Origin of the sequence: Colwellia sp. BRX10-9, assembly GCF_014077405.1 — a bacterium.
In the GTDB taxonomy this organism is placed as follows: Bacteria; Pseudomonadota; Gammaproteobacteria; order Enterobacterales; family Alteromonadaceae; genus Colwellia_A.
Genome location: NZ_JACGVV010000006.1, coordinates 49,755 through 70,304 on the forward strand (window position 1 = coordinate 49,755; position 20,550 = coordinate 70,304).

The 20,550-nt window shown below is 37.9% G+C and carries 19 protein-coding genes; 15 read left to right on the forward strand and 4 right to left on the reverse strand.

Going from position 1 to position 20,550, the window contains the following annotated elements; translation table 11 throughout:
- Positions 1–52 precede the first annotated feature (52 nt).
- Both H4J69_RS05420 and H4J69_RS05425 read left to right on the forward strand, forming a co-directional pair.
- A complete protein-coding gene (locus H4J69_RS05420) occupies positions 53–1,423 on the forward strand; it encodes an FAD-binding oxidoreductase (RefSeq protein ID WP_182213249.1) in 1,371 nt (456 codons plus the stop codon).
- 102 nt (positions 1,424–1,525) lie between these two features.
- Positions 1,526–2,320 (forward strand): ABC transporter substrate-binding protein, encoded by a 795-nt coding sequence (locus H4J69_RS05425; RefSeq protein WP_182213251.1) that lies wholly within the window; start codon positions 1,526–1,528, stop codon positions 2,318–2,320.
- Positions 2,321–2,697: 377 nt separating this feature from the next.
- On the opposite strand, the gene H4J69_RS05430 is transcribed toward H4J69_RS05425, so the two are convergent.
- Positions 2,698–3,615 (reverse strand): hydrogen peroxide-inducible genes activator, encoded by a 918-nt coding sequence (locus H4J69_RS05430; protein ID WP_182213253.1) that lies wholly within the window; start codon positions 3,613–3,615, stop codon positions 2,698–2,700.
- A gap of 310 nt (positions 3,616–3,925) precedes the next feature.
- On the opposite strand from H4J69_RS05430, the gene ahpC reads away from it, so the two are divergent.
- Both ahpC and ahpF read left to right on the forward strand, forming a co-directional pair.
- Positions 3,926–4,489, forward strand: a complete 564-nt coding sequence (ahpC, locus tag H4J69_RS05435) for an alkyl hydroperoxide reductase subunit C (protein WP_070374813.1) — start codon at positions 3,926–3,928, stop codon at positions 4,487–4,489.
- Between the two features lie 124 nt (positions 4,490–4,613).
- Positions 4,614–6,179 (forward strand): alkyl hydroperoxide reductase subunit F, encoded by a 1,566-nt coding sequence (gene ahpF / locus H4J69_RS05440; RefSeq protein ID WP_182244158.1) that lies wholly within the window; start codon positions 4,614–4,616, stop codon positions 6,177–6,179.
- A 79-nt stretch (positions 6,180–6,258) separates the two neighbouring features.
- Here ahpF and H4J69_RS05445 read toward each other — a convergent pair whose 3' ends face one another.
- The 3 genes from H4J69_RS05445 to H4J69_RS05455 all read right to left on the reverse strand — a co-directional run bounded on the left by H4J69_RS05445 (position 6,259) and on the right by H4J69_RS05455 (position 8,968).
- On the reverse strand, positions 6,259–7,203 hold the full coding sequence (locus tag H4J69_RS05445) for a D-2-hydroxyacid dehydrogenase (RefSeq protein ID WP_182244157.1): 945 nt from the start codon (positions 7,201–7,203) through the stop codon (positions 6,259–6,261).
- A gap of 132 nt (positions 7,204–7,335) precedes the next feature.
- Complete coding sequence (locus tag H4J69_RS05450; protein WP_182244156.1) at positions 7,336–8,538, reverse strand: NnrS family protein; 1,203 nt, start codon at positions 8,536–8,538, stop codon at positions 7,336–7,338.
- A gap of 184 nt (positions 8,539–8,722) precedes the next feature.
- Positions 8,723–8,968, reverse strand: coding sequence for a DUF2164 domain-containing protein (locus tag H4J69_RS05455; RefSeq protein WP_182213260.1), 246 nt, complete (start codon positions 8,966–8,968; stop codon positions 8,723–8,725).
- 297 nt (positions 8,969–9,265) lie between these two features.
- Here H4J69_RS05455 and iscX point away from each other — a divergent pair, with 297 nt between their 5' ends.
- The 11 genes from iscX (at position 9,266) to bamB (ending at position 20,447) form a co-directional block, all read left to right on the forward strand.
- On the forward strand, positions 9,266–9,466 hold the full coding sequence (gene iscX, locus H4J69_RS05460) for a Fe-S cluster assembly protein IscX (protein WP_070374809.1): 201 nt from the start codon (positions 9,266–9,268) through the stop codon (positions 9,464–9,466).
- A gap of 143 nt (positions 9,467–9,609) precedes the next feature.
- Complete coding sequence (locus H4J69_RS05465) at positions 9,610–11,319, forward strand: NAD-dependent malic enzyme (protein WP_182213262.1); 1,710 nt, start codon at positions 9,610–9,612, stop codon at positions 11,317–11,319.
- A 77-nt stretch (positions 11,320–11,396) separates the two neighbouring features.
- Positions 11,397–11,561, forward strand: coding sequence for an invasion associated locus B family protein (locus H4J69_RS20320; protein ID WP_182229949.1), 165 nt, complete (start codon positions 11,397–11,399; stop codon positions 11,559–11,561).
- An 84-nt stretch (positions 11,562–11,645) separates the two neighbouring features.
- On the forward strand, positions 11,646–12,077 hold the full coding sequence (gene ndk / locus H4J69_RS05475; RefSeq protein ID WP_070374808.1) for a nucleoside-diphosphate kinase: 432 nt from the start codon (positions 11,646–11,648) through the stop codon (positions 12,075–12,077).
- A 339-nt stretch (positions 12,078–12,416) separates the two neighbouring features.
- Positions 12,417–13,589, forward strand: a complete 1,173-nt coding sequence (locus H4J69_RS05480) for a bifunctional tRNA (adenosine(37)-C2)-methyltransferase TrmG/ribosomal RNA large subunit methyltransferase RlmN (RefSeq protein ID WP_070374807.1) — start codon at positions 12,417–12,419, stop codon at positions 13,587–13,589.
- 122 nt (positions 13,590–13,711) lie between these two features.
- Entirely contained in the window at positions 13,712–14,935 is a 1,224-nt protein-coding gene (gene pilW, locus H4J69_RS05485; RefSeq protein WP_182251925.1) for a type IV pilus biogenesis/stability protein PilW, read from the forward strand.
- The gene (locus tag H4J69_RS05490) at positions 14,932–15,930 is read left to right on the forward strand and encodes a RodZ domain-containing protein (RefSeq protein WP_182244248.1); all 999 of its coding nucleotides are present in this window, start codon (positions 14,932–14,934) and stop codon (positions 15,928–15,930) included. The genes pilW and H4J69_RS05490 overlap by 4 nt, the downstream gene beginning before the upstream one ends.
- Before the next feature lie 68 nt (positions 15,931–15,998).
- Complete coding sequence (gene ispG, locus H4J69_RS05495) at positions 15,999–17,117, forward strand: flavodoxin-dependent (E)-4-hydroxy-3-methylbut-2-enyl-diphosphate synthase (protein WP_070374804.1); 1,119 nt, start codon at positions 15,999–16,001, stop codon at positions 17,115–17,117.
- Between the two features lie 184 nt (positions 17,118–17,301).
- A complete protein-coding gene (gene hisS / locus H4J69_RS05500; RefSeq protein WP_182244247.1) occupies positions 17,302–18,576 on the forward strand; it encodes a histidine--tRNA ligase in 1,275 nt (424 codons plus the stop codon).
- Positions 18,577–18,585: 9 nt separating this feature from the next.
- Complete coding sequence (locus H4J69_RS05505; RefSeq protein ID WP_182221153.1) at positions 18,586–19,224, forward strand: tetratricopeptide repeat protein; 639 nt, start codon at positions 18,586–18,588, stop codon at positions 19,222–19,224.
- A gap of 17 nt (positions 19,225–19,241) precedes the next feature.
- Positions 19,242–20,447 carry an outer membrane protein assembly factor BamB gene (gene bamB / locus H4J69_RS05510; RefSeq protein WP_182213272.1) on the forward strand — a complete coding sequence of 402 codons (1,206 nt, stop codon included), beginning with the start codon at positions 19,242–19,244 and terminating at the stop codon, positions 20,445–20,447.
- Positions 20,448–20,550: the final 103 nt, after the last annotated feature.

Sequence of the window (20,550 nt, forward strand, 5' to 3'; positions counted from 1 at the left end):
TATAAATACGGTAAAGTTTCTGTGGTTTTCTTTATTAAAGTAGTTTTGAAAAATGTACGATCCTTTACACGATAAATCTCCTGGTTGTGGTGCCCCATACCCTAAAAGTTACTGGGCTGAAAATGCAGATGTTGAAACAAATGCCCCAGCAAGTGACGGACAAATTAATCAAGACGTAGATGTTGATGTTGCTATTATAGGCGCTGGTTATACCGGGCTTTCTTGTGCGCTACATTTAGCGCGTGAACATGGTATTAAGGCGCATGTGTTAGAGGCAAATCAAACGGCTTGGGGTTGTAGTGGGAGAAATGCTGGCTTTATTCTCAAGTCTTCAGGACGTAAGTCTTATAGCGATATGGCGCAAAAATGGGGTGAAGAAGTGATGCGCGGCATTTATGATGAAATGTGCGCTGGCGTTGAAACGGTAAAATCACTGATCGCTGAAGGTATTGACTGTGACGTACAAACGCGTGGTTTTTTAAAAGTAGCGCATAAGCCGAGCAAATTAGCTGAGCTTATTAGCCAAGCAAAACTGCAACAAAAAACCTTTGCAGGTATTAAAAATAGTGATGTGGAGATTTTAACGAGAAACGAAGTTCGTCAACAATACATGGACGATAAAAATGCTTATGGCGCGATTCGCTATCAAGACGGTTTTGGTTTAAATCCGTTGAAACTGGCCTGGGGCTATCAGCGATTAGCACGTGAAGCCGGCGCTAAAGTTCATACCAGCTCTCCAGTGTTAGATATTTTAGATGAAGGGCACCAACAAAAATTGATAACACCTCAAGGTGTTGTTACGGCTAAAAAGATTGTTATTGCTACCAACGGATATACACCTAAAGGGTTTCATTCATTAACAACCGATCGAACGTTGCCGGTACTTTCACAAATTATTGTCACCGAACCTTTGTCAGAGCAGCAGTTAGCCGATTGTAACTTTTTAACGTCGAATGTAGTGATGGATACACGAGCGCTAAAATACTATTACAGAAAGCTGCCCGACAACCGCATTCTATTTGGTGGGCGTGGCGCAATAACGGGCAAGTCTGCTGATGATCCTTATTACGCACAGCGTTTGTTGGCAGTGTTAAAAACAAGTTTTCCACCGTTAGCTAAGTTAAACTACCAGTATGCTTGGTCAGGTTGGATCTGTATGTCGCTAGACGACTTACCTCATATTTATCAAAACCCTAAGAAAAATGTTTTTTATAGCATGGGTTACTGTGGCTCTGGCGTGTCATTTTCGGTGCAAGCAGGTAAGCGGTTGGCTGAAAAAGTCGCTGAAAAAGCTATTGATCCTAAAATAGAAAACTTGCCTCTTTATAATTGTCAGTTACCAAAATTTCCGTTTGCACCATTGCGACGAGTTGGCCAATGGGGATATTTTCATTATGGAAAGATTAAAGATGAGTGGCTCTAGCCATTTTTCTTTGCAAGGTACTCAACTATAATAACGGGTAGTTAGCCAATATTTATAATCCAGTCGCTGGAAACACAAAAAGAAACCGTTATACTTTTACTTATGATGATACTTAAAAAACTACTATTTTTCTTTTACCTTTTTCCGTTCTTTATTTTAGCCGACAACCGTCTAAAGACAGACGGTAATCATCTAGGTAAAGCTAGAGTTACGCTGAAAGTCGCTATAGAGGAAATAGGTTATTCTCCCTATAATTATAAAGAAAATGGAGAAATAAAAGGTTTTACTATTGATGTTCTCGATTATATTAAAGCAAACTCAAAATATGATTTTGAGTTTGTCACTTTACCTTGGCCAAGAGCACTTTATCTCGTTGCAGAAGGTAAAGTTGATCTGATACTTACATTATTTAAAAATAAAAAGCGTGCAAAAACATATCACTTTATTGAACCCTCTTACGGTTATGAGATTAATCAATTATTTACGCTTGCCGATAATAATTTTCAATATAATGGGCGATTAAAGCAATTATTACCTTATTCAATTGGAACCAAAAGAGAGTTTTCCTATGGAAAAGCTTTTGATAGCGCTAACTATCTCACCAAATTACCAGCATTAACTGAAGAAGTATTATTAAAGCTGTTACTGACCAGGCGCATCGATATGGCTATATCTAATCCATATGTTTTTAATCAATTGATTAAAAAAAATAATGTTATCTCTAAAGTTCAGGCGATGGAGCCTTATGTTGCGAAAACGCCAGTCTACCTAGGATTAACCAAAGCTAGGGCGGATTCGAAAGAAATAAAAGAAACACTAGGACAACTCATCAAAAAATTTAAAGCAGCACCTTATTATCAAGTCCTTTTAAATAAATACCAACTCAATTTTAAATAACACACGTTAATTCGGTGAAGTGGTTTACTGGCACAGTAATGTCATGCCGCTAATATATTTCTAACTGATTTATAATGTTTATTACTCAATATTGGTGTGCAAGGGCTAGTTTTTTATAAACACTTACTAGCGCCTAACCTTATCCATACTTTTATTTTTTCTGCGTCTGACAATACTGATCGCCATAGTAATTATTTGAGTAGTTACAATTAACCACAGCTTTTTTATCTGTTGGAGTATTAAAAATTGTCTTGATGTTATTAATAATATTTTTCATCTGAGTTACCTGATTTATTTTCGATAAAACGATTGTCACCTAACATTATCATTCAGTAAATTTCATAAAATTAAATATATCATTCTATAAAATGAAACGATTATTTAAGATAATGATCACTGCACTTCTCAGTAAGTTGTGCGGTAAAAATATTTTTGAGGATAGTCAGCTCATCGGTCCTTACATAATTAGGTCTAATGATTAACGCGATTGTTCTGTGTGGCCCCGGTTCATTTAAATGAATAGCCCGAAGTTCAGATTCGTTATAAGTCAATTGATCTAAGGCCATTTGTGGTACGAGCGTTGTTCCGAGTTTACCGGCAACCATTTGGATCAGTGTATGCAAACTAGCAGAGCCAAAATCAGCACTTTGTTTTGGGTTTTGTAATTGACAAGCCGCTAGTGCATGTTCCTTGAGGCAATGGCCATCTTTTAACAACATTAGTTTTTCTGTCGCTAACTCTTCACTGGTAATTTCTTGGGTTTTCTGTGGACATTCATCCTTATGGCAGACTAAATAGAAGTCTTCTTGCCAAAAACTGAAACTCATTAAACCCTCTATAGGATAGGGTAACGCCAATATCGCTGCATCAATCGCTCCGGTTCGCACCATATCAACTAAGGTATGTGATTGTTCTTCTAGTATCTTCAATTTGAAATTTGGATATTGATGCCTAACTTCGGGTAACACCTTAGGCAAAAGGTATGGACCTATAGTTGGGATGACACCTATCGACATCGAACTAGAAAAAGGTTGATTGTCGCTTTTCGCAATTTGCAATAATTCATCTAGTTCTAGTTTTACTTGGCGAGCCTTATTAAGGATCAGCTGCCCCTTTTGAGTGACTAAGACTTGTTTGTTATTGCGCTCAAATATCATCATTCCCAACTGCTTTTCAAGCTCATTAATGGCCGTACTTAGCGCTGATTGAGAAACATTACATGCCTCTGCAGCTTTTTTAAAGTGTAAAGTCTTTTCGATAGCGAGTGCGTAATGAAGCTGTTTTATTGAAATCATATTTATAACGATAATTTATATTGAACATAGATGTCATCCTAATCGAATTTATTGAATTAGTCATCTTGTTCGCAGGTAACTTATTTTGATATTGATATTCTCGATGGATAATGTGAAACCGACATTCTCATAATCTCTTGTTTAGTTATCATAATAAATATTTGGTGATTCTGTTTTTTAGAATATTAAAATCTATTTAATCAAATTTATTTATCGTTCAACAGAATCTACTATACCCACATCGAAAGCAAACATGCTTTTAAAACAAAACCATTTAACTAAACATTTTTAAATAACAGAGGTAATACCCATGGCTCAAATAGGCAAAACTATCCCAGAATTTAAAGCTCAAGCATTTCATAACGATGAGTTTGTTGAAGTAACATCTGAGAGTACTAAAGGCAAATGGTCAATCTTTTTGTTCTACCCTGCAGATTTTACATTCGTTTGTCCAACTGAATTAGAAGACATGGCAAACCAGTATGAAGAGTTGCAAGGTCTTGGTGTTGAAGTTTACTCGGTATCAACCGATACACATTTTTCACATAAAGCATGGCACGATTCTTCAGAAGCGATTGGTAAAATTAAATTTCCGATGATTGGTGACCAAACTGGCACAATTACTCGTGGTTTTGATGTGATGATTGAAGAAGATCATATGGCACACCGTGGAACATTTTTAGTCGACCCAGATGGTGTTATTCAAGTTGCCCATATTCATGCGGGTGGTATCGGTCGAAGTGCAAAAGATATGGTGCGTAATGTAAAAGCTGCACAATATGTGCGTGAAAATGACGGTGAAGTATGTCCAGCAGCTTGGGAACAAGGTGAAGCAACCTTAACACCAAGTTTAGACTTGGTTGGTAAAATCTAAGGCAGCAGTCTCGTTATGGGTGGAAGTCGTTATTCTGGTTAACCAGACTTCTTCCACCTTATTTCAACCAACAAAATGACAGCTCTTATGTCAAATTCAACAAGATAAATAATGAGGTAGCCCCATGTTAAGTGAAGATATTTTAAATGCAGTAAAAGCTTATACCCAAAATATGACCAACAAAGTATCACTAGTTTTACAGACGGGTGAACATCAAAAACGCAATGAATTAAAAGAATTTTTAACACAGTTAACATCAGTATCAGACAATCTACTACTTGTTGAACGCGATGGTGGTTTACGCAGCCCTATTACGTTCTACTTAGAAATTGACGGTAACAATAATGGCATCCACTTTTCTGGTATTCCCAGTGGACATGAATTTAATTCGTTGATATTAGCTATTTTACAGTCATCTGGTACCGAACTGAAATTAGACAGCACCTTGACTAAAATGGTGCAAAAAATCAAAGAAGATTTGCACTTTGAAGTATTTATTTCCTTAAGTTGCCATAACTGTCCTGATGTTGTGCAATCGTTGAATCAGTTTGCCTTATTAAACGAAGGTATCAGCAGTGAAATGATTGATGGTGGCTTATTTAAGAACTTAATAGACGAACGTAATATCCAAGGTGTACCGAGTGTTTACCTTAATGGCGAATTATTTGCGAATGGAAAAATAGACACAGGTCAATTAGTCGATAAACTTATCGAACGTTTCCCTTATATTGTCGGTGGCGATGACAACGAGCAGTTACCGTTACAAGATATTACCGTTATAGGCGCAGGTCCTGCCGGTGTTGCTGCTGCTATTTATGCCGCTCGTAAAGGTTTGAAAGTGACTATTATTGCTGACCGTTTTGGTGGTCAGGTCAAAGATACCGTAGGTATTGAGAACTTAATTTCAGTCTCTAAAACGACCGGCACACAACTAACGGGTAATATGCAAGCGCACTTAAATGATTACGAGATAACGACAAGAGAGTTTGTACGTGTTGAAAAAATAGATAAAGGTGAGCCCGAGAGCAAAGTACCGAAAAAGCTACATCTTTCTAGCGGCGAAGTTATCGAATCTAAAACGGTGATCATTGCTACTGGGGCTAAATGGCGTGAACTTGGTATACCAGGAGAAAAAGAAAATATTGGTTCTGGTGTCGCTTATTGTCCGCATTGTGATGGCCCATTTTTCAAAGGTAAAGATGTTGCTGTGGTTGGTGGTGGTAACTCAGGAATAGAAGCGGCATTAGATTTAGCAAGTATGGTTAATCATGTTACCGTCTTCGAATTCTTACCTGGCTTGAAAGCAGATAAAATATTGGTAGAAAAAGCGGAAGCGCATAAAAAGATCACCATCATTAAAAATGTTGCTACTAAAGAAGTGATTGCTGAAGGTGGTAAAGTTGTTGCTCTGGCTTATGAAGATAGAGCAACAGGGGAGATGAAGCAACAAAGCTTGTCGGGAATATTTATCCAAATAGGCTTATTACCCAACAGTGATTTTTTACAGGGTATTGTTGAATGTACTAAATATGGCGAAGTCATCATTGACGAAAAATGTCAGACCTCTGAGCCGGGTATATTTGCTGCTGGAGATGTTTCTACCGTGCCTTATAAGCAAATTGTTATTGCGATGGGTGAGGGTTCAAAAGCATCCTTGTCAGCATTCGATTATCTTATTAGAGAAAGTTAATCAACATCAACCACACATCTGAACTTATAGTATAGCTATTCGTTTAGATGTGTCTTATCAAAAGCCGTATAAATAAACCTTATACGGCTTTATAGTTTTTAATATTTAAAGCGACTAAATCAATTAATCGCTGCTGCGACTCGATACTGGCCCAAGCAATATGGGCAGTTATCGACAAGTTATCGATTTCTTTTTTCATTAATGCATTAATTAACGGGTGACTCACTGTTGGCGGCTCATGTTCTAATACATCGAGCACGGCGTGAGATATGATTTTATTCTTTAATGCCTGCAGTAAATCCGTACTATTAACCAGTGCACCTCGCGCCGTGTTAATCAGTAACGCCGAGGGTTTCATAAGCGCTAAAGTTTCACTATTTATTAAGTTTATCGTCTCCTCGGTTTGTGGGCAGTGTAAGCTGATAACATCGGCTTTATTTAATACTTCAGTAAAGCTATGACGGTTTTCTCTTATTTTTATCGCATTAGGACGTTCAGCAATCATGACGTGCATATCAAAAGCCTGAGCAATTTTCGCTACCGCTTTACCTAAGTTGCCAAAACCAATGATGCCGATGGTTTTTCCTGCTAATTCTTGACTTCCTTTGCCATGAAAACAAAAAGTAGCACTGTTTTGCCAATGTCCTTGTTGAGTGTTGATGTTGTGGTGTGCGGTATTACTGAAATATTCAAGCATTTGCGCAAAGACATATTGACTGACTGAGGCTTGTGAGTAACCACTGACGTTTTTAACCGAAATGTTAAGTGCTTTAGCAGCAACTAGGTCAACATTATTCATACCTGTTGCGGCAATGCACACTAATTTTAGTTGGGGTAATTGCTCGAGTATATTTTTAGATAACAACACTTTGTTGGTGATAATAATCTCAGCCGTTTTACAACGTTCAATAATTTGACTGTCAGTGGTGGTGGCATAACAGCTTAATGTACTGACCTCAGACTTTATACGGGTCAAAGAAATGCTGGCACTAAAGGTTTGTTGATCTAAAAAAACGGTTTGCATAGCGAGTAGTCAAAAAGAAATTATGTTGTTAGCTTAATAGAAATTAAGATAAAAAAAAACGGCAATCAGCGTATATTTCTGTTTACCGTTTTATCATGTGATATTTATTTTATGGCATGAGTGTTACTTAGTTTAACCAGGACGACCATCTTCTCGTGCTTTTAGCAACATTGGCCCGTAGTAAAAAGTAAAGAGTCCAAAAGCAACCAACCAGAAAAAACCACTTATATCGACAAAGAGTAAAGTTTTTTCTGGTACTAACCAAGGCCCAAATACCCGAACCATAGCCGAGAGGGTAATAGATGCAAAAGCGACCGACATCATTTTAGGTGGGGTTAATGGTCGACCAGAATGCCCTAAAGAAACACGAGAAATCATTGCTAAAATAATCCCCCCCATGCCACCAATGGTTAATAGATGCCAAACATGATTACTGGGGATTTCATCAATAATGTAGCTAAATCCTAATAAGATAAGACCAAACCAAATAAATTTAATAGCGAAATGTAATGACCATAAAAGTGGTACGCCCAGTGTTATCCAAGGTCGCCATCTCAACCAACGAATTAACTGAAATAAACCAGCAAAAATTAAGATAATGCCAAAAAACATCGGCACAAAACCCACCAATGGATGTAACAACAACATCAGCATAGCAAGCAGTAAACTGCCATTAGCAAGTTTATCAAGTAAAGGAGCAGGGGTTGTTTTTGTGGTTTGTGTTCCATTAGCGGTGAACATTGGCACAACACGTCCAGACATAACGGACATTAAAAATACCACTAATAAAACACCGGCATAACCTGAGTAGCTCAACGAAAAACTTTGTGGGTAAAGGGTTGCTAAGTGCATTTCTCCATTGGCGATGGTAAACATCACCAATAGTGGTACAAAAAATAAATTTCGATACTGCTTTATCGCTAATATAGGTTTGGCGAGTGTATAAGCGATAGCTAATAAGAAACTTAAATCTATCAAAGCGCTTAATGTTGCCCCTAATAAGTCGGGCATTAACATGACCACTCGGCCTAATAACCATAGCAAGAATAAAGCGGCGAGGGGTTTGCCTTTAACACTGGCAATACCTGTCCAATTTTGCACTGCGGTGAGTAAAAAACCAACAATGATGGCACTGCCGAAACCAAAAATCATTTCATGAATATGCCACCAATAGCCACCACCGTAAGGTGAAAAGCTAATGGTCCCTTTATAGATTAACAACCATAAAGTAATGGCAATTAAACTAAAAACAGCGCCACCTAAAAAAAAGGGTCGGAAGCCTAAGCGAAATATTGGCAGAATTTTCTGCTCTTCATTTAAATCAGTAATTTGCATTATAGTTTGTATTTCAAATAATCAGTAAAGCCATATTAGCGTATTTATCAGAATAATCGTTGTGATAAATCAACTCTTATTATAATTGCCGCTTGATAATACAATTTAAAATTAATCTTGCAGATAAAGGGTAGAGAATATTGCTAAGGCTCAAGTTAATTTATCTATTTTTGCTCAGTGGTCATTAGTTGGCTGGTTTTTCTAATTGATACATTTCATCAGAAATATAATCAAGTTTTTCTGTTAATAATTGCTGGGCATCATAAATACCTTGATTATAATAATGATTGCCCATTTCCTTAGTAAAAAAATCAAGCAAAAAGTCAGCGTCAAACTGAGCAAGCTCTTGATCAAGTTCGCTTGCAAAATAATGCTGTAGTTTTTGAACCAGTAACTCTTTTTGTGCGGATGAAAACTTAATTTCACTCATATTATTATCTGCTCTTTTAATAAAAATTCTTGACGAGATTATAACCATAATATTTCAATCAATTCTATCTTAAGGGATTATATTTCCTGCTGAAGTAGCGCCTTTGATGTATCATAGGTATATACTTATGACCAAGCGTTAAGGTGGGTGGTTTAAGTGAAAGAGACATTGAAAAAATGGTGGCAAACTGATTGTCAATTTTGCCTTAAATACCGAAGAATGTTTATTTGGTTAATTATCATGATTGCAATAGATGCATTGTGGTTTAATCTTTTATTTTAAAAGTTGGAGTTATATATGGGATATCGTTGGACAGACTCATTAGAGTTAGCATTAGACTTAATGGAAGAGCATCCGGATGCTGATCCACTTAAATTACATTTTCCAGAATTGATGCAATGGGTGATAGCCCTCGATAATTTTGATGATGATCCTAAGCATTGTGGTGAAAGAGTGCTTGAGGCCATTCAATTAGCGTGGATTTCTGAAGTCGATTAGCGGCAGATAAATTTAAGGGTAATTTTTAGTCTTGTTTAGGTAATTGATTGTTTTATAAACCTCATCTGGCTTATACTACCGCATATATCACTACCATGAATTTTGACTATTCATCAACCATATGGTCTACATCAAAAATTATTATGACAATAAATATTAAACGTCCGTTATATATCCACTATGCTGGTCCAAGTCTTTTAGAAACCCCCCTATTAAATAAAGGTAGCGCTTTTGACGAAGAGGAGCGCACTAATTTTAACTTAATGGGCTTATTGCCGCCCCGTTATGAAACAATAGACGAGCAAGTTGAACGTGCTTTTATGCAATATAATAAGTTTCGAACCAACTTAAATAAGCATATTTATTTACGTACAATTCATGATAACAACGAAACTTTATTTTTCAGGCTCGTTCAGGCGCACTTAGCTGAGATGATGCCGATTATTTATACGCCGACAGTAGGTGATGCGTGTGAGCAATTTTCAGATATTTATCGTAGCTCGCGTGGATTATTTATTTCTTATGAAGATAGACATCACATGGATGATATTCTTCGTAATGCGACAAAAAATAAAATAAAAGTCATTGTTGTTACCGATGGCGAGCGTATTCTTGGTCTGGGTGACCAAGGCATAGGTGGAATGGGTATTCCGATCGGCAAGCTTTCACTTTATACCGCTTGTGGCGGTATTAGCCCCGCGTATACTTTACCGGTAATGCTCGATGTTGGTACCAATAACGAAAAGTTATTGAATGACCCTATGTATATGGGGCGTCGTCATAAACGTATTAATCAAGAAGAATACAACGAGTTCGTTGACATGTTTATTCAAGCAGTGAAACGTCGTTGGCCACATGTATTATTGCAATTTGAAGATTTTGCTCAACCCAATGCCACACCATTACTTAATAAGTATCGTGATGAAATTTGTTGTTTCAATGATGATATTCAAGGAACCGCCTCAGTGACTGTCGGTACTTTACTAGCAGCATGCCGCATTAAAGGGCGTAAGCTTGCTAAAGAAACCACATTATCACAGCAAAAAGTTGTCTTTGTTGGCAGTGGCTCTGCCGGTTGCGGTATTGCCGAACAAATTATTGCGCAAATGGTCAGTGAAGGTATTTCTGCAAAACAAGCACGCAGTCAAATTTTTATGGTCGACCGTTTTGGTTTATTAACCGATGGTATGGCTGATTTACGAGACTTTCAGCAAAAACTGGTGCAATCACCTCGTACAATTTCTACGTGGGCTGTTTCAGGGCGATACGCGACATTATTAGAAGTGATGAATAATGCTCAGCCAGATATTTTAATCGGCGTGTCAGGTGTGCCGGGTTTATTTACCGAACCTGTGATTAGAGCAATGAAATCACACTGTCCAATGCCGATTATTTTCCCGCTTAGTAATCCTATTAAACAAGTAGAAGCTACGCCAACACAAGTCATTAATTGGACGCAAGGCGAGGTCATTGTTGCAACCGGCAGTCCATTTAAACCCGTTGAATATCAAGGTAAAACTTTTCCTATCGTGCAATGTAATAATAGTTATATTTTTCCTGGTTTAGGTTTGGGTATTGTTTCAGCCAATATTAACCGTGTTACCGATGAAATGTTAATGGTTGCCAGCGAAACTCTTGCTAAAGCTTCACCATTAGCCAACACCGGGCTGGGTGAACTCTTACCTCCACTCACTGAGATTGCCAGTTTAAGTCGAAAAATAGCCTTTGCTGTCGCGAAAGTAGCTTTTGATCAAAACTTAGCTTTACGCATCGATGATGAAAGTTTACTCGCAAAAATAGAACAGAACTTTTGGCAACCAGAATATCGACAGTATCGTCGAAGCAGTGTGTAGTTAGTATTTTGTTACTCATATAAATAAACTGACTCAATGTCAGTTTTTTTATGTCAGCTTATTTTACGCCTTAAAGTATGATTAAAATCGATGATGTTTTACTCAAGGAGATGAAAAACGCTAAGGTCGGTATGATCGCTTTTGCTTTAGAGAGTAAAAAGCAACTTACGTTACCCATATCTCTAGAAGGATTCGAGGCCGGATTCAAGACATTAAAATCAAAAAGAGTACTAAGTGAATAATATTAGTTTTTTTGTTCAAATTCGTCTATAATCGCGCCAAAATTTATACACCTATTTTATCTAAAATATATATAAGGGCTTATCATGGCTATCGAACGTACTTTTTCTATCGTAAAACCAGACGCAGTTGCTAAAAACTTCATTGGTCAAATTTATAACCGTTTTGAAACTGCTGGTTTAAAAATTGTTGCTTCTAAAATGATTCACTTAAGCCAAGAAAAAGCTGAAGGCTTTTACGCTGAACATAGCGAACGTCCTTTCTTTGGCGCTTTAGTTTCATTCATGACTTCTGGTCCAGTTATGGTTCAAGTTTTAGAAGGCGAAAACGCTGTTCTTAAAAACCGTGAAATCATGGGTGCTACTAACCCAGCTGAAGCACTTGCTGGTACTATCCGTGCTGATCTTGCTGATAGCATCGACGAAAATGCTGCTCACGGTTCTGACGCTTTAGAATCTGCTGCACGTGAAATTGCTTACTTCTTCTCAGATGACGAAATTTGCCCACGCACTCGTTAATCTGATATTAAACGTTGTTAATGGCGAAACTTCTGTAAGAAAAGTGCTCACTTACTAACGTAAGCTCCGCGCTATCCTTTTTGAATTGTCATCATTAACTTAGTTTAATCTAGAAATAGAATATTAAAGGGTTTTACTGTTTCCAGTAAAATCCTTTTGTTATTTTTAGAGTTATAATAAACCTTAAGCTTTTTAATTTACTAACCCTCTGTTTTACAAAAAGAGAAATTTAATTAAAAACGTTAAGGTTTGATATAATTTGATCTGTAAATTGTCATGTTTTGTATGAAAGCTGTACAATTGTTTTTTGTAATTTTGTTGTTTGAGAAGTAGTGAATCATGAGTGAAGTGACTGAAGTTGTAAGCCCGACCGTATCTGCGGTAAAGAAGAAAGTAAATCTATTAAACTTGGACCATCAAGGGATGCGTGAATACTTTGCTTCAATTGGCGAAAAGCCATTTCGTGCCGATCAAATGATGAAATGGATATATCATTTTGGTTACTCTGATTTTGAATTAATGACTAATTTGAACAAAAAATTACGTGAAAAATTACAACGTGAAACAGAAATTAGTGCACCAGAAATATCTGAAAAGCAAGTATCAACTGACGGCACGATAAAATACTCTTTACGCCTCGAAGGTGGTCAAGAAGTTGAAACAGTGTGGATCCCTGAAAACGATCGCGCAACATTATGTGTATCCTCGCAAGTCGGTTGTGCACTTGAATGTACGTTTTGTGCCACGGCGCAACAAGGCTTTAATCGCAATTTGTCTATGAGCGAAATTATTGGTCAAGTATGGCGTGTTGCTAATGATATTGGCGCGACACGTATCGCTGGAAAACGTCCCATTACCAATATTGTTATGATGGGAATGGGCGAGCCGCTTTTAAATATGAAAAATTTAATTCCAGCGCTTGATACTATGTTAAATGATTTAGGCTACGGCCTCTCAAAACGTCGAGTAACAGTGAGTACTTCTGGTGTAGTACCGGCGCTTGATATGTTAAAAGAAAAAATAGATTGTGCATTAGCCATTTCAATTCACGCGGGTAACAACGAGCTTCGTGATGTATTGGTCCCGATAAACAAAAAGTATCCTTTAGAAGAGTTTATTGCGGCAGCTGGACGTTATATTGATGGTTCAAAAGCTAATAAGCAGGCAACGATTGAATATGTGATGTTAGATCATGTTAATGACAGTACTGACCAAGCACATGAACTTGCTATCGCTTTGAAAGATTTACCGAGCAAAATCAATCTGATCCCGTTTAATCCTTACCCTGGATCGCCTTATAAACGTTCAAGTAATTCACGTATTGACCGTTTTGATAAAGTACTGCAGTCATATGGGTTAACCGTTATTACTCGTCGTACCCGTGGTGATGATATTGATGCAGCTTGTGGCCAATTAGCCGGTGATGTTTTTGATAGAACAAAGCGAACAGCAATGAACTCTTCAAAAAATGACGAGTCTAAAGCCCAAGAGATTTCAGTTAAACTGGTCTAACACTTTATTCTCGAGGTATTTATACCCGTTCGACAGCATGCTAGTTCAACAAGCATCTTGAAGTAGATCGGGTATAGGTATAATCTGTAATTATTACATTACGATAAGTGACATTCTGCCATATGATCAAATTTCTGCCGCGGTTATTTATAACGAGCGTTATCGCTTTGTTAATTGTCCTTTCTGGGTGTGTAACACAAAATTATGAGAACGACAGTACAATACCTGTAGTAGAAAGTGACTCAAGTAATAATGAAATGGCGATGACTCGAATTTCATTAGGCCTTGGCTATTTAAAAATGGGAAATACTAGCCAAGCGAAATTAAACTTGGAGAAAGCAAAGCGCTTTTCACCGAACTTATCCCAAGTTTATACGGCCTTTGCTCACTATTATGATGTGGTTGGCGAATCACAGCTTGCTACCAATGCTTATGAACAAGCGTTATCAATTGATGAAAAAAATCCAGATACCTTAAATAATTATGGGGTTTTTCTTTGTCGACATGAAAAGTATGCTGACGCTGAAAAATACACTTTAAAAGCGATAGCAATCCCAACGTACTTAATGGTCTCGCAAAGCTACGAAAACCTGGCGCTTTGTCAACTAAAAGCCGGTGAATTTGTTAAGGCTGAAAAATACTTTACAAAATCTATTCAGCATAGTCCTAATCGTGCATCAGCTTTATTACAAATGGTTCGCTTACAGTACGCTATTGGCGATTATAAATCCGCGCAACGTTATTTGAAACGTTATGAAAAAGCAACTCGTCGCTTTAGTCCTGAAGCACTTTCATTGGCTTATAAGGTTTTTGAAAAGCAGCGCAATTATCGTACAGCTAAAAATTATGCCAGTATGTTGGTAAAAATGTTCCCAACTTCTTACCAAGCTAAGCAATATATTTTAAATGCGCTTGAGCATACTGAAGCGGATGACTTAGCAAAGATTTATCAAGCATCGATATTAACAACTAGTGACGCTTTACCACCGAAACGTGTCGTTGTTTTGTCACCGAATAAGCCCCAAAAAAAACGGCTAAAACAACAGGCTAAAAAAGCAACAGTTGCTAAAGGTACTGACGTAGAGGTGATGAGTATCAAGGATACCCAAGAACAGCTAAAGGCTAACCTTGAAACAAAAATACATGTTATTGTCAAAGGTGACAGTTTATTTAGCCTCTCAAAAAAATACAATATTCATATGAAGACACTAGAGCGCTGGAATAATATTACTCGTAGCGATATTTTAAAGCTAGGCCAAACGTTCTATGTTTATTTACCAGAGCATACTGATACTATGCCAACCAACAATGCTACTAATAAAGTTGAACAAGAGAAAACCCAATGACCCATGTTGAAACGCCTAATAATATCAAAAAGGCACAAGCTACTGCATCATCAGAACCCTTGCATAACAGTTCCGAAGACGACCTTTCTGACAATAGTAAAATCATTGGGCCGGGACAAATTCTTAGTGATGCTAGAAAAAAAGCAGGCTTAACTCAGCAAGAGGTTGCGAGTAAACTCAATTTTCGTCTTACTTTAGTTAATGAGATAGAAAGTGAGCTGTTTAATAGTAATTTACCGGAAACTTATAATCGCGGCTATTTACGTAGCTATGCAAAATTAGTTAATGTTTCTCAAGATGATGTATTGGTAAGCTATGAACAATTAAATATAGCTAAAGCACAAGTTTCTAAACTACAAAGTTTTTCTAAAGGCACGGAAAAGTTAGCAGAAAGCAATCGTATTATGTGGATAAGCTATATCATTTTAGCCATTCTCATTGGTTCTACTATGATGTGGTGGTTGCAAAATAATAAAGAACAAGCTCAAACGCTGGCTGAAGATATTGAGATAATTACTCAAAGTGCTGACGATGTTAACGAAAATCAAACGAGTGATCTTTCGACAGTTAACATTGATAACGTGACTAAAACTATTACTGAGGCACCTTTAGCTACTGCCGTGTTAGAGCAGCAAAGTAATGATATTACACCCGCAGCGGTTAATGTAGAAAATAGTCAAGTGAGCGAAGCTGACATCATTGCAGTTGAAAATACCCCAATAGCAGAGGAAGCATTGACTGAAGTGCCTTTAACTGAAGTTACTTTTACTTTTTCTGGTGACTGTTGGGTAAATATTTCAGATTCAACAGGTGAGCGCATTGCTTGGGGTGTGAAAAAATTGGGTTACGTTATGACAATATCTGGGCAAGCACCTTTTGATGTTACCCTAGGAAGACCTGAATTAGTGGCAATAAACTTTGCCGATGAAGTCATTGATATGAGTCAGTTTAACAGTGGTAATATCGCTAAATTTACTTTGCCTGTTACCAATTAGTCATTAGCATTTTGTATAAATAACGTTTGTTGCGCTTAAGTGACAAACCACCAAAGTTGTGAATTATTATGTTTAAAGAATCTCCAATCATCCGCCGTAAATCTCGTCAAATAATGGTGGGTAATGTTCCTGTTGGTGGCGATGCACCGATAACTGTGCAGTCAATGACCAATACGTTGACGACTGATGTGGCAGCAACCGTTGCACAAATTAAAGCATTAGAAGGTGTAGGTGCTGATATTGTTCGGGTGAGCGTACCGACGATGGATGCAGCCGAAGCCTTTCGCGAAATTAAAAAACTAGTGAAAGTTCCACTGGTTGCTGATATCCATTTTGATTATCGAATCGCCTTAAAAGTTGCTGAGTATGGCGCAGATTGTTTACGTATTAATCCTGGTAATATCGGCCGCGAAGACCGAGTGCGTAGTGTTGTTGAATGTGCACGTGACTTAAATATTCCTATTCGTATTGGTGTAAATGGTGGTTCATTAGAAAAGGATATCCAAGAAAAATATACAGAACCAACGCCAGAAGCACTTTTTGAATCGGCAATGCGTCATGTTGATATTCTAGACAGGCTTAATTTCGATCAGTTTAAGGTTAGTGTTAAAGCCTCAGATGTATTTCTTGCGGTCGAATCTTACCGTTTATTAGCAAAACAGATTGATAACCCACTTCACCTTGGTATTACCGAAGCAGGTGGCTTGCGCTCTGGCTCAGTAAAGTCTTCTGTAGGTTTAGGCTTGTTATTAGCTGAAGGAATTGGCGACACGTTACGCATTTCTTTGGCAGCAGATCCCATAGAAGAAATTAAAGTCGGTTTTGATATTTTAAAGTCACTAAAATTACGTAGTCGAGGTATCAATCTTATTGCTTGCCCAAGCTGTTCTCGCCAAGAGTTTGATGTTATCGCCACCGTTAATGCGTTAGAACAACGTATTGAAGATATATTAACGCCAATGGATGTTTCTATTATTGGTTGTATTGTTAACGGTCCGGGTGAAGCGATTATTTCTGATTTGGGCTTAACGGGTAGTAGCCGAAAAAGTGGTTATTATTTAGATGGCATCCGCCAAAAAGATCGCTTTGATAATAATAACTTAGTAGACCAGCTCGAAGAGCGAATTCGTGCTAAAGCGAAACTTCTTGATGCGGCTTACAAAATAAAATTTAAAGAAATAGAGTAATAAAATAACTTTAAAAAGAGCGAAACGTTATAGCGGTGACAGTTCAGTTGAAACCTGCATTTTGAGGTATCACAGCTGTACTATTTACGTTTCGTCTCAAACTGCCTATAATGCGCGCTGCACTTAATTTTTCCCGTTTTATATAAATATCTATTTTATACAATAGATGAAAGAGAGCCTTACTTTGAGCAAAACATTACAAGCCGTCAGAGGGATGAACGACTGTTTACCCACTGAAACTCCTATTTGGCAAATGGTTGAATCAGTTTTACGCCGAGTTGCTAGTAGCTATGGTTTTGCTGAAATACGTATGCCGATTGTCGAGTCTACTGGACTTTTTAAACGATCTATTGGTGAAGTTACTGATATCGTTGAAAAAGAGATGTACACTTTTGATGACCGTAACGGTGATAGCTTAACACTGCGACCAGAAGGTACAGCATCATGTGTGCGTGCAGGCAATCAGCATGGTTTATTATATAACCAAGAACAACGTTTATGGTACATGGGGCCGATGTTTAGGCATGAACGCCCACAAAAAGGTCGTTATCGTCAGTTCCACCAATTCGGCTTAGAAGCCTTTGGAATTCGAACACCTGACATAGACGCAGAAATTATTATGCTAACTTCTCGTCTTTGGCGGGAACTTGGCATCAATGAGTTTGTCACACTAGAGCTAAACTCGTTAGGTTCAAATGAAGAGCGTGCAAATTATCGCGATGCTTTAGTTGTTTTCTTAACGGAAAAAGAAGATCAGCTTGATGAAGACTCTAAACGCAGAATGCATACCAATCCATTACGCGTTCTAGACAGTAAAAATAAAGATGTACAAGCCGCTTTAGTGGGCGCACCAAAATTAAGTGATTATTTTGATGATGAATCTAAAGCTCACTTTGCGGGTGTTTGTCAGCGTTTAGATGCCGCGGGTATCAAGTATGTGATTAATGATCGCTTAGTTCGCGGTTTAGATTATTACAATCGTACGGTATTTGAATGGGTGACTGACAGCTTAGGCGCACAAGGTACTATTTGTGCGGGTGGTCGTTATGATGGCTTAGTCGAGCAACTTGGTGGTAAAGCAACACCAGCATTTGGTTTTGCCTTAGGCATTGAACGCTTGGTACTCATGTTAACGAGCTTAGAAAAAGCTAACAATATTCGTGCACAAGTTGATGTTTATGTTATTGGTTTAGGTGAGGGGGTTGATATTCAAGCAGCGCTACTCAGTGAACAATGGCGTGACCAAGTTAAAGATATTCGCATACAAAACCACTGCGGTGGTGGTAATATGAAAAAACAAATGAAACGGGCAGATAAATCGAGTGCGCAAGTAGCAATTATCATCGGTGAAGATGAACTTGCTGAGCAAAGCGTGACGATAAAATATTTGCGTGGACAACAAGAACAACAGAAGGTGTCGCTTGAACAAGTGCCAGCTTTATTAAACAGTTTAATTTAAGGTGAAGTAGTGGACGTTTATCAAACAGAAGAACAACAAGTCGAAGCCATCAAAGGTTTTTGGAAAGAAAATGGTACTGCAGTTATTGCCGGTTTAGTTTTAGGTTTTGCTGGTTTTATTGGCTTTAACGTATATAAAGATACCCAACTTGAGAATGAAGTTTTAACGTCTGATGCTTATCAAACAGTGATGGAAAGTGCTGGTGTAGACGGAAAGGCTTTTTCAGCAAGTGCAAGTAAATTTATTGCTGAAAATAAAGACTCTAGCTACGCTTCATTAACGGCGCTTGCGCTAGCAAAAGAAGCGGCTACTCATAAAGATTGGCCACAAGTTGCTATTCACTTGGCAAGTGCTATTGAAAGCTCTACCAATCAAGGTATTAAAGCTATCGCAAGTGTTCGATTAGCGCGTGTGCAAATTCAACTTGAGCAATACACTGAAGCATTGGCAACCCTATCGGTTACACTGCCAGAATCATTTAAAAGTGCGATTGAAGAAACTAAAGGCGATGCCTATTTCAAGCAAGGTAAAGTAGAACTTGCTCGTAATGCTTATCAAGCAGCACTTGACGTTGAAGGTCAAACAAATAATGGTGCCTTACAAATGAAATTAAATGATTTAGCCCAATTATCATCGATTGCTAAATAAAGAGGCTAATCATTCATATGTTAAAAAAATTACGCTTTAATAGAAAGTTATTAGTGATAGCGCTAGTGTCCTTAGGGCTTGTCGCTTGTTCTTCAACTGACGAAGAAGATGAAGCGACTAAAGTTGCTGAATTAACAGAAATCAAACAAGCTTTTGATGCTGATGTGCTCTGGGAAACCAGTGTCGGTAATGGTGTTAGCGATTATTTTTCACGTATTAAACCTAATGTTGCTTACGGCAAACTTTACAGTGCTAGTCGTTACGGTGATGTTGTTGCTTTGGAACTAGAAAATGGTGAAGAAATTTGGTCAACAGATTTAAGTGATGTAAAAGGCGAACGCGGCTTTTTTGAACGTCGACAATCTGCTTTATTAAATGGCGGCCCGATTTTAGGTATTCAAAAAGTCTTTATTGGCAGTGAAAATGGCGAAGTATTCGCATTAGATGCTGATACAGGTAAGCTTGATTGGCAAGGAAAAGTAAAAGGCGAAGTTATTGCAGCTCCCGCTATTGATGCTGGTATTTTAGTTGTCAATACTGCTTCAGGTGTCATCAAGGCTTTTAACGCTTCGAACGGTCAAGATGAATGGCAAATCGAACAAGAAGTACCAGCATTAACGTTACGTGGTGTTAGTTCGCCAGCGATTTCTTCTGGTGGTGTGATGGTTGGTTCAGCTAATGGAACCATGAGCGTCTATATTCTTGAAACTGGTCAACAAGGTTGGACAGTAGAAGTTGGTGAAGCCGGTGGCTCGACACAATTAGAGCGAGTCATAGATGTTGACTCTGCGCCACTTATTTATGGCGATAAAGTTTATAGTATTTCTGTAAAGGGTAATTTGACCGCTATAGATTTACGTACCGGTCGGATGATTTGGGAACGTCAGTATTCGTCATATCATGATATGGCTATTAGTGGTAACAGCCTATTTTTAACTGATATTAAAGGTCATATTTATGCGGTTGACCGTTTAAACGGTTTTGAAAAGTGGAGCCAACTTGCACTGACTAATCGTGGTGTTACCGGTCCTGCTATTATTGGTGATTATATTGTTGTTGGCGACTTTGAAGGCTATCTTCATTTTATCGACCAAACAACAGGTGATATCGTTGCACGTCATGAAGTTGACAGTAGCGGTTTAAATATAGCACCCACTGTACACGAAAATATTATTTACGCACAATCACGTAATGGTGATTTGCAAGCGATAAAAATTCCATAAGTCTTTTTATCAGCTAGAATTAAACGGCTCCATTGCAGAATGCATTGGAGCCGTTGTTTGTTATTAAATAGAGTAAAAGTTTTGCATTTTGCATGACGTTGTT

What these genes read in the sequence shown, in the direction of transcription:
- pilW (WP_182251925.1), top strand. Translation starts at nt 13,712, where the DNA reads ATGATCAAATTTCTGCCGCGGTTATTTATAACGAGCGTTATCGCTTTG.
- bamB (WP_182213272.1), top strand. Translation starts at nt 19,242, where the DNA reads ATGTTAAAAAAATTACGCTTTAATAGAAAGTTATTAGTGATAGCGCTA.
- ndk (WP_070374808.1), top strand. Translation starts at nt 11,646, where the DNA reads ATGGCTATCGAACGTACTTTTTCTATCGTAAAACCAGACGCAGTTGCT.
- ispG (WP_070374804.1), top strand. Translation starts at nt 15,999, where the DNA reads ATGTTTAAAGAATCTCCAATCATCCGCCGTAAATCTCGTCAAATAATG.
- H4J69_RS05465 (WP_182213262.1), top strand. Translation starts at nt 9,610, where the DNA reads ATGACAATAAATATTAAACGTCCGTTATATATCCACTATGCTGGTCCA.
- H4J69_RS05430 (WP_182213253.1), bottom strand. Translation starts at nt 3,615, where the DNA reads ATGATTTCAATAAAACAGCTTCATTACGCACTCGCTATCGAAAAGACT.
- ahpC (WP_070374813.1), top strand. Translation starts at nt 3,926, where the DNA reads ATGGCTCAAATAGGCAAAACTATCCCAGAATTTAAAGCTCAAGCATTT.
- H4J69_RS05490 (WP_182244248.1), top strand. Translation starts at nt 14,932, where the DNA reads ATGACCCATGTTGAAACGCCTAATAATATCAAAAAGGCACAAGCTACT.
- H4J69_RS05420 (WP_182213249.1), top strand. Translation starts at nt 53, where the DNA reads ATGTACGATCCTTTACACGATAAATCTCCTGGTTGTGGTGCCCCATAC.
- ahpF (WP_182244158.1), top strand. Translation starts at nt 4,614, where the DNA reads ATGTTAAGTGAAGATATTTTAAATGCAGTAAAAGCTTATACCCAAAAT.
- H4J69_RS05450 (WP_182244156.1), bottom strand. Translation starts at nt 8,538, where the DNA reads ATGCAAATTACTGATTTAAATGAAGAGCAGAAAATTCTGCCAATATTT.
- H4J69_RS05480 (WP_070374807.1), top strand. Translation starts at nt 12,417, where the DNA reads ATGAGTGAAGTGACTGAAGTTGTAAGCCCGACCGTATCTGCGGTAAAG.
- H4J69_RS05425 (WP_182213251.1), top strand. Translation starts at nt 1,526, where the DNA reads ATGATGATACTTAAAAAACTACTATTTTTCTTTTACCTTTTTCCGTTC.
- H4J69_RS20320 (WP_182229949.1), top strand. Translation starts at nt 11,397, where the DNA reads ATGATTAAAATCGATGATGTTTTACTCAAGGAGATGAAAAACGCTAAG.
- H4J69_RS05445 (WP_182244157.1), bottom strand. Translation starts at nt 7,203, where the DNA reads ATGCAAACCGTTTTTTTAGATCAACAAACCTTTAGTGCCAGCATTTCT.
- iscX (WP_070374809.1), top strand. Translation starts at nt 9,266, where the DNA reads ATGGGATATCGTTGGACAGACTCATTAGAGTTAGCATTAGACTTAATG.
- H4J69_RS05455 (WP_182213260.1), bottom strand. Translation starts at nt 8,968, where the DNA reads ATGAGTGAAATTAAGTTTTCATCCGCACAAAAAGAGTTACTGGTTCAA.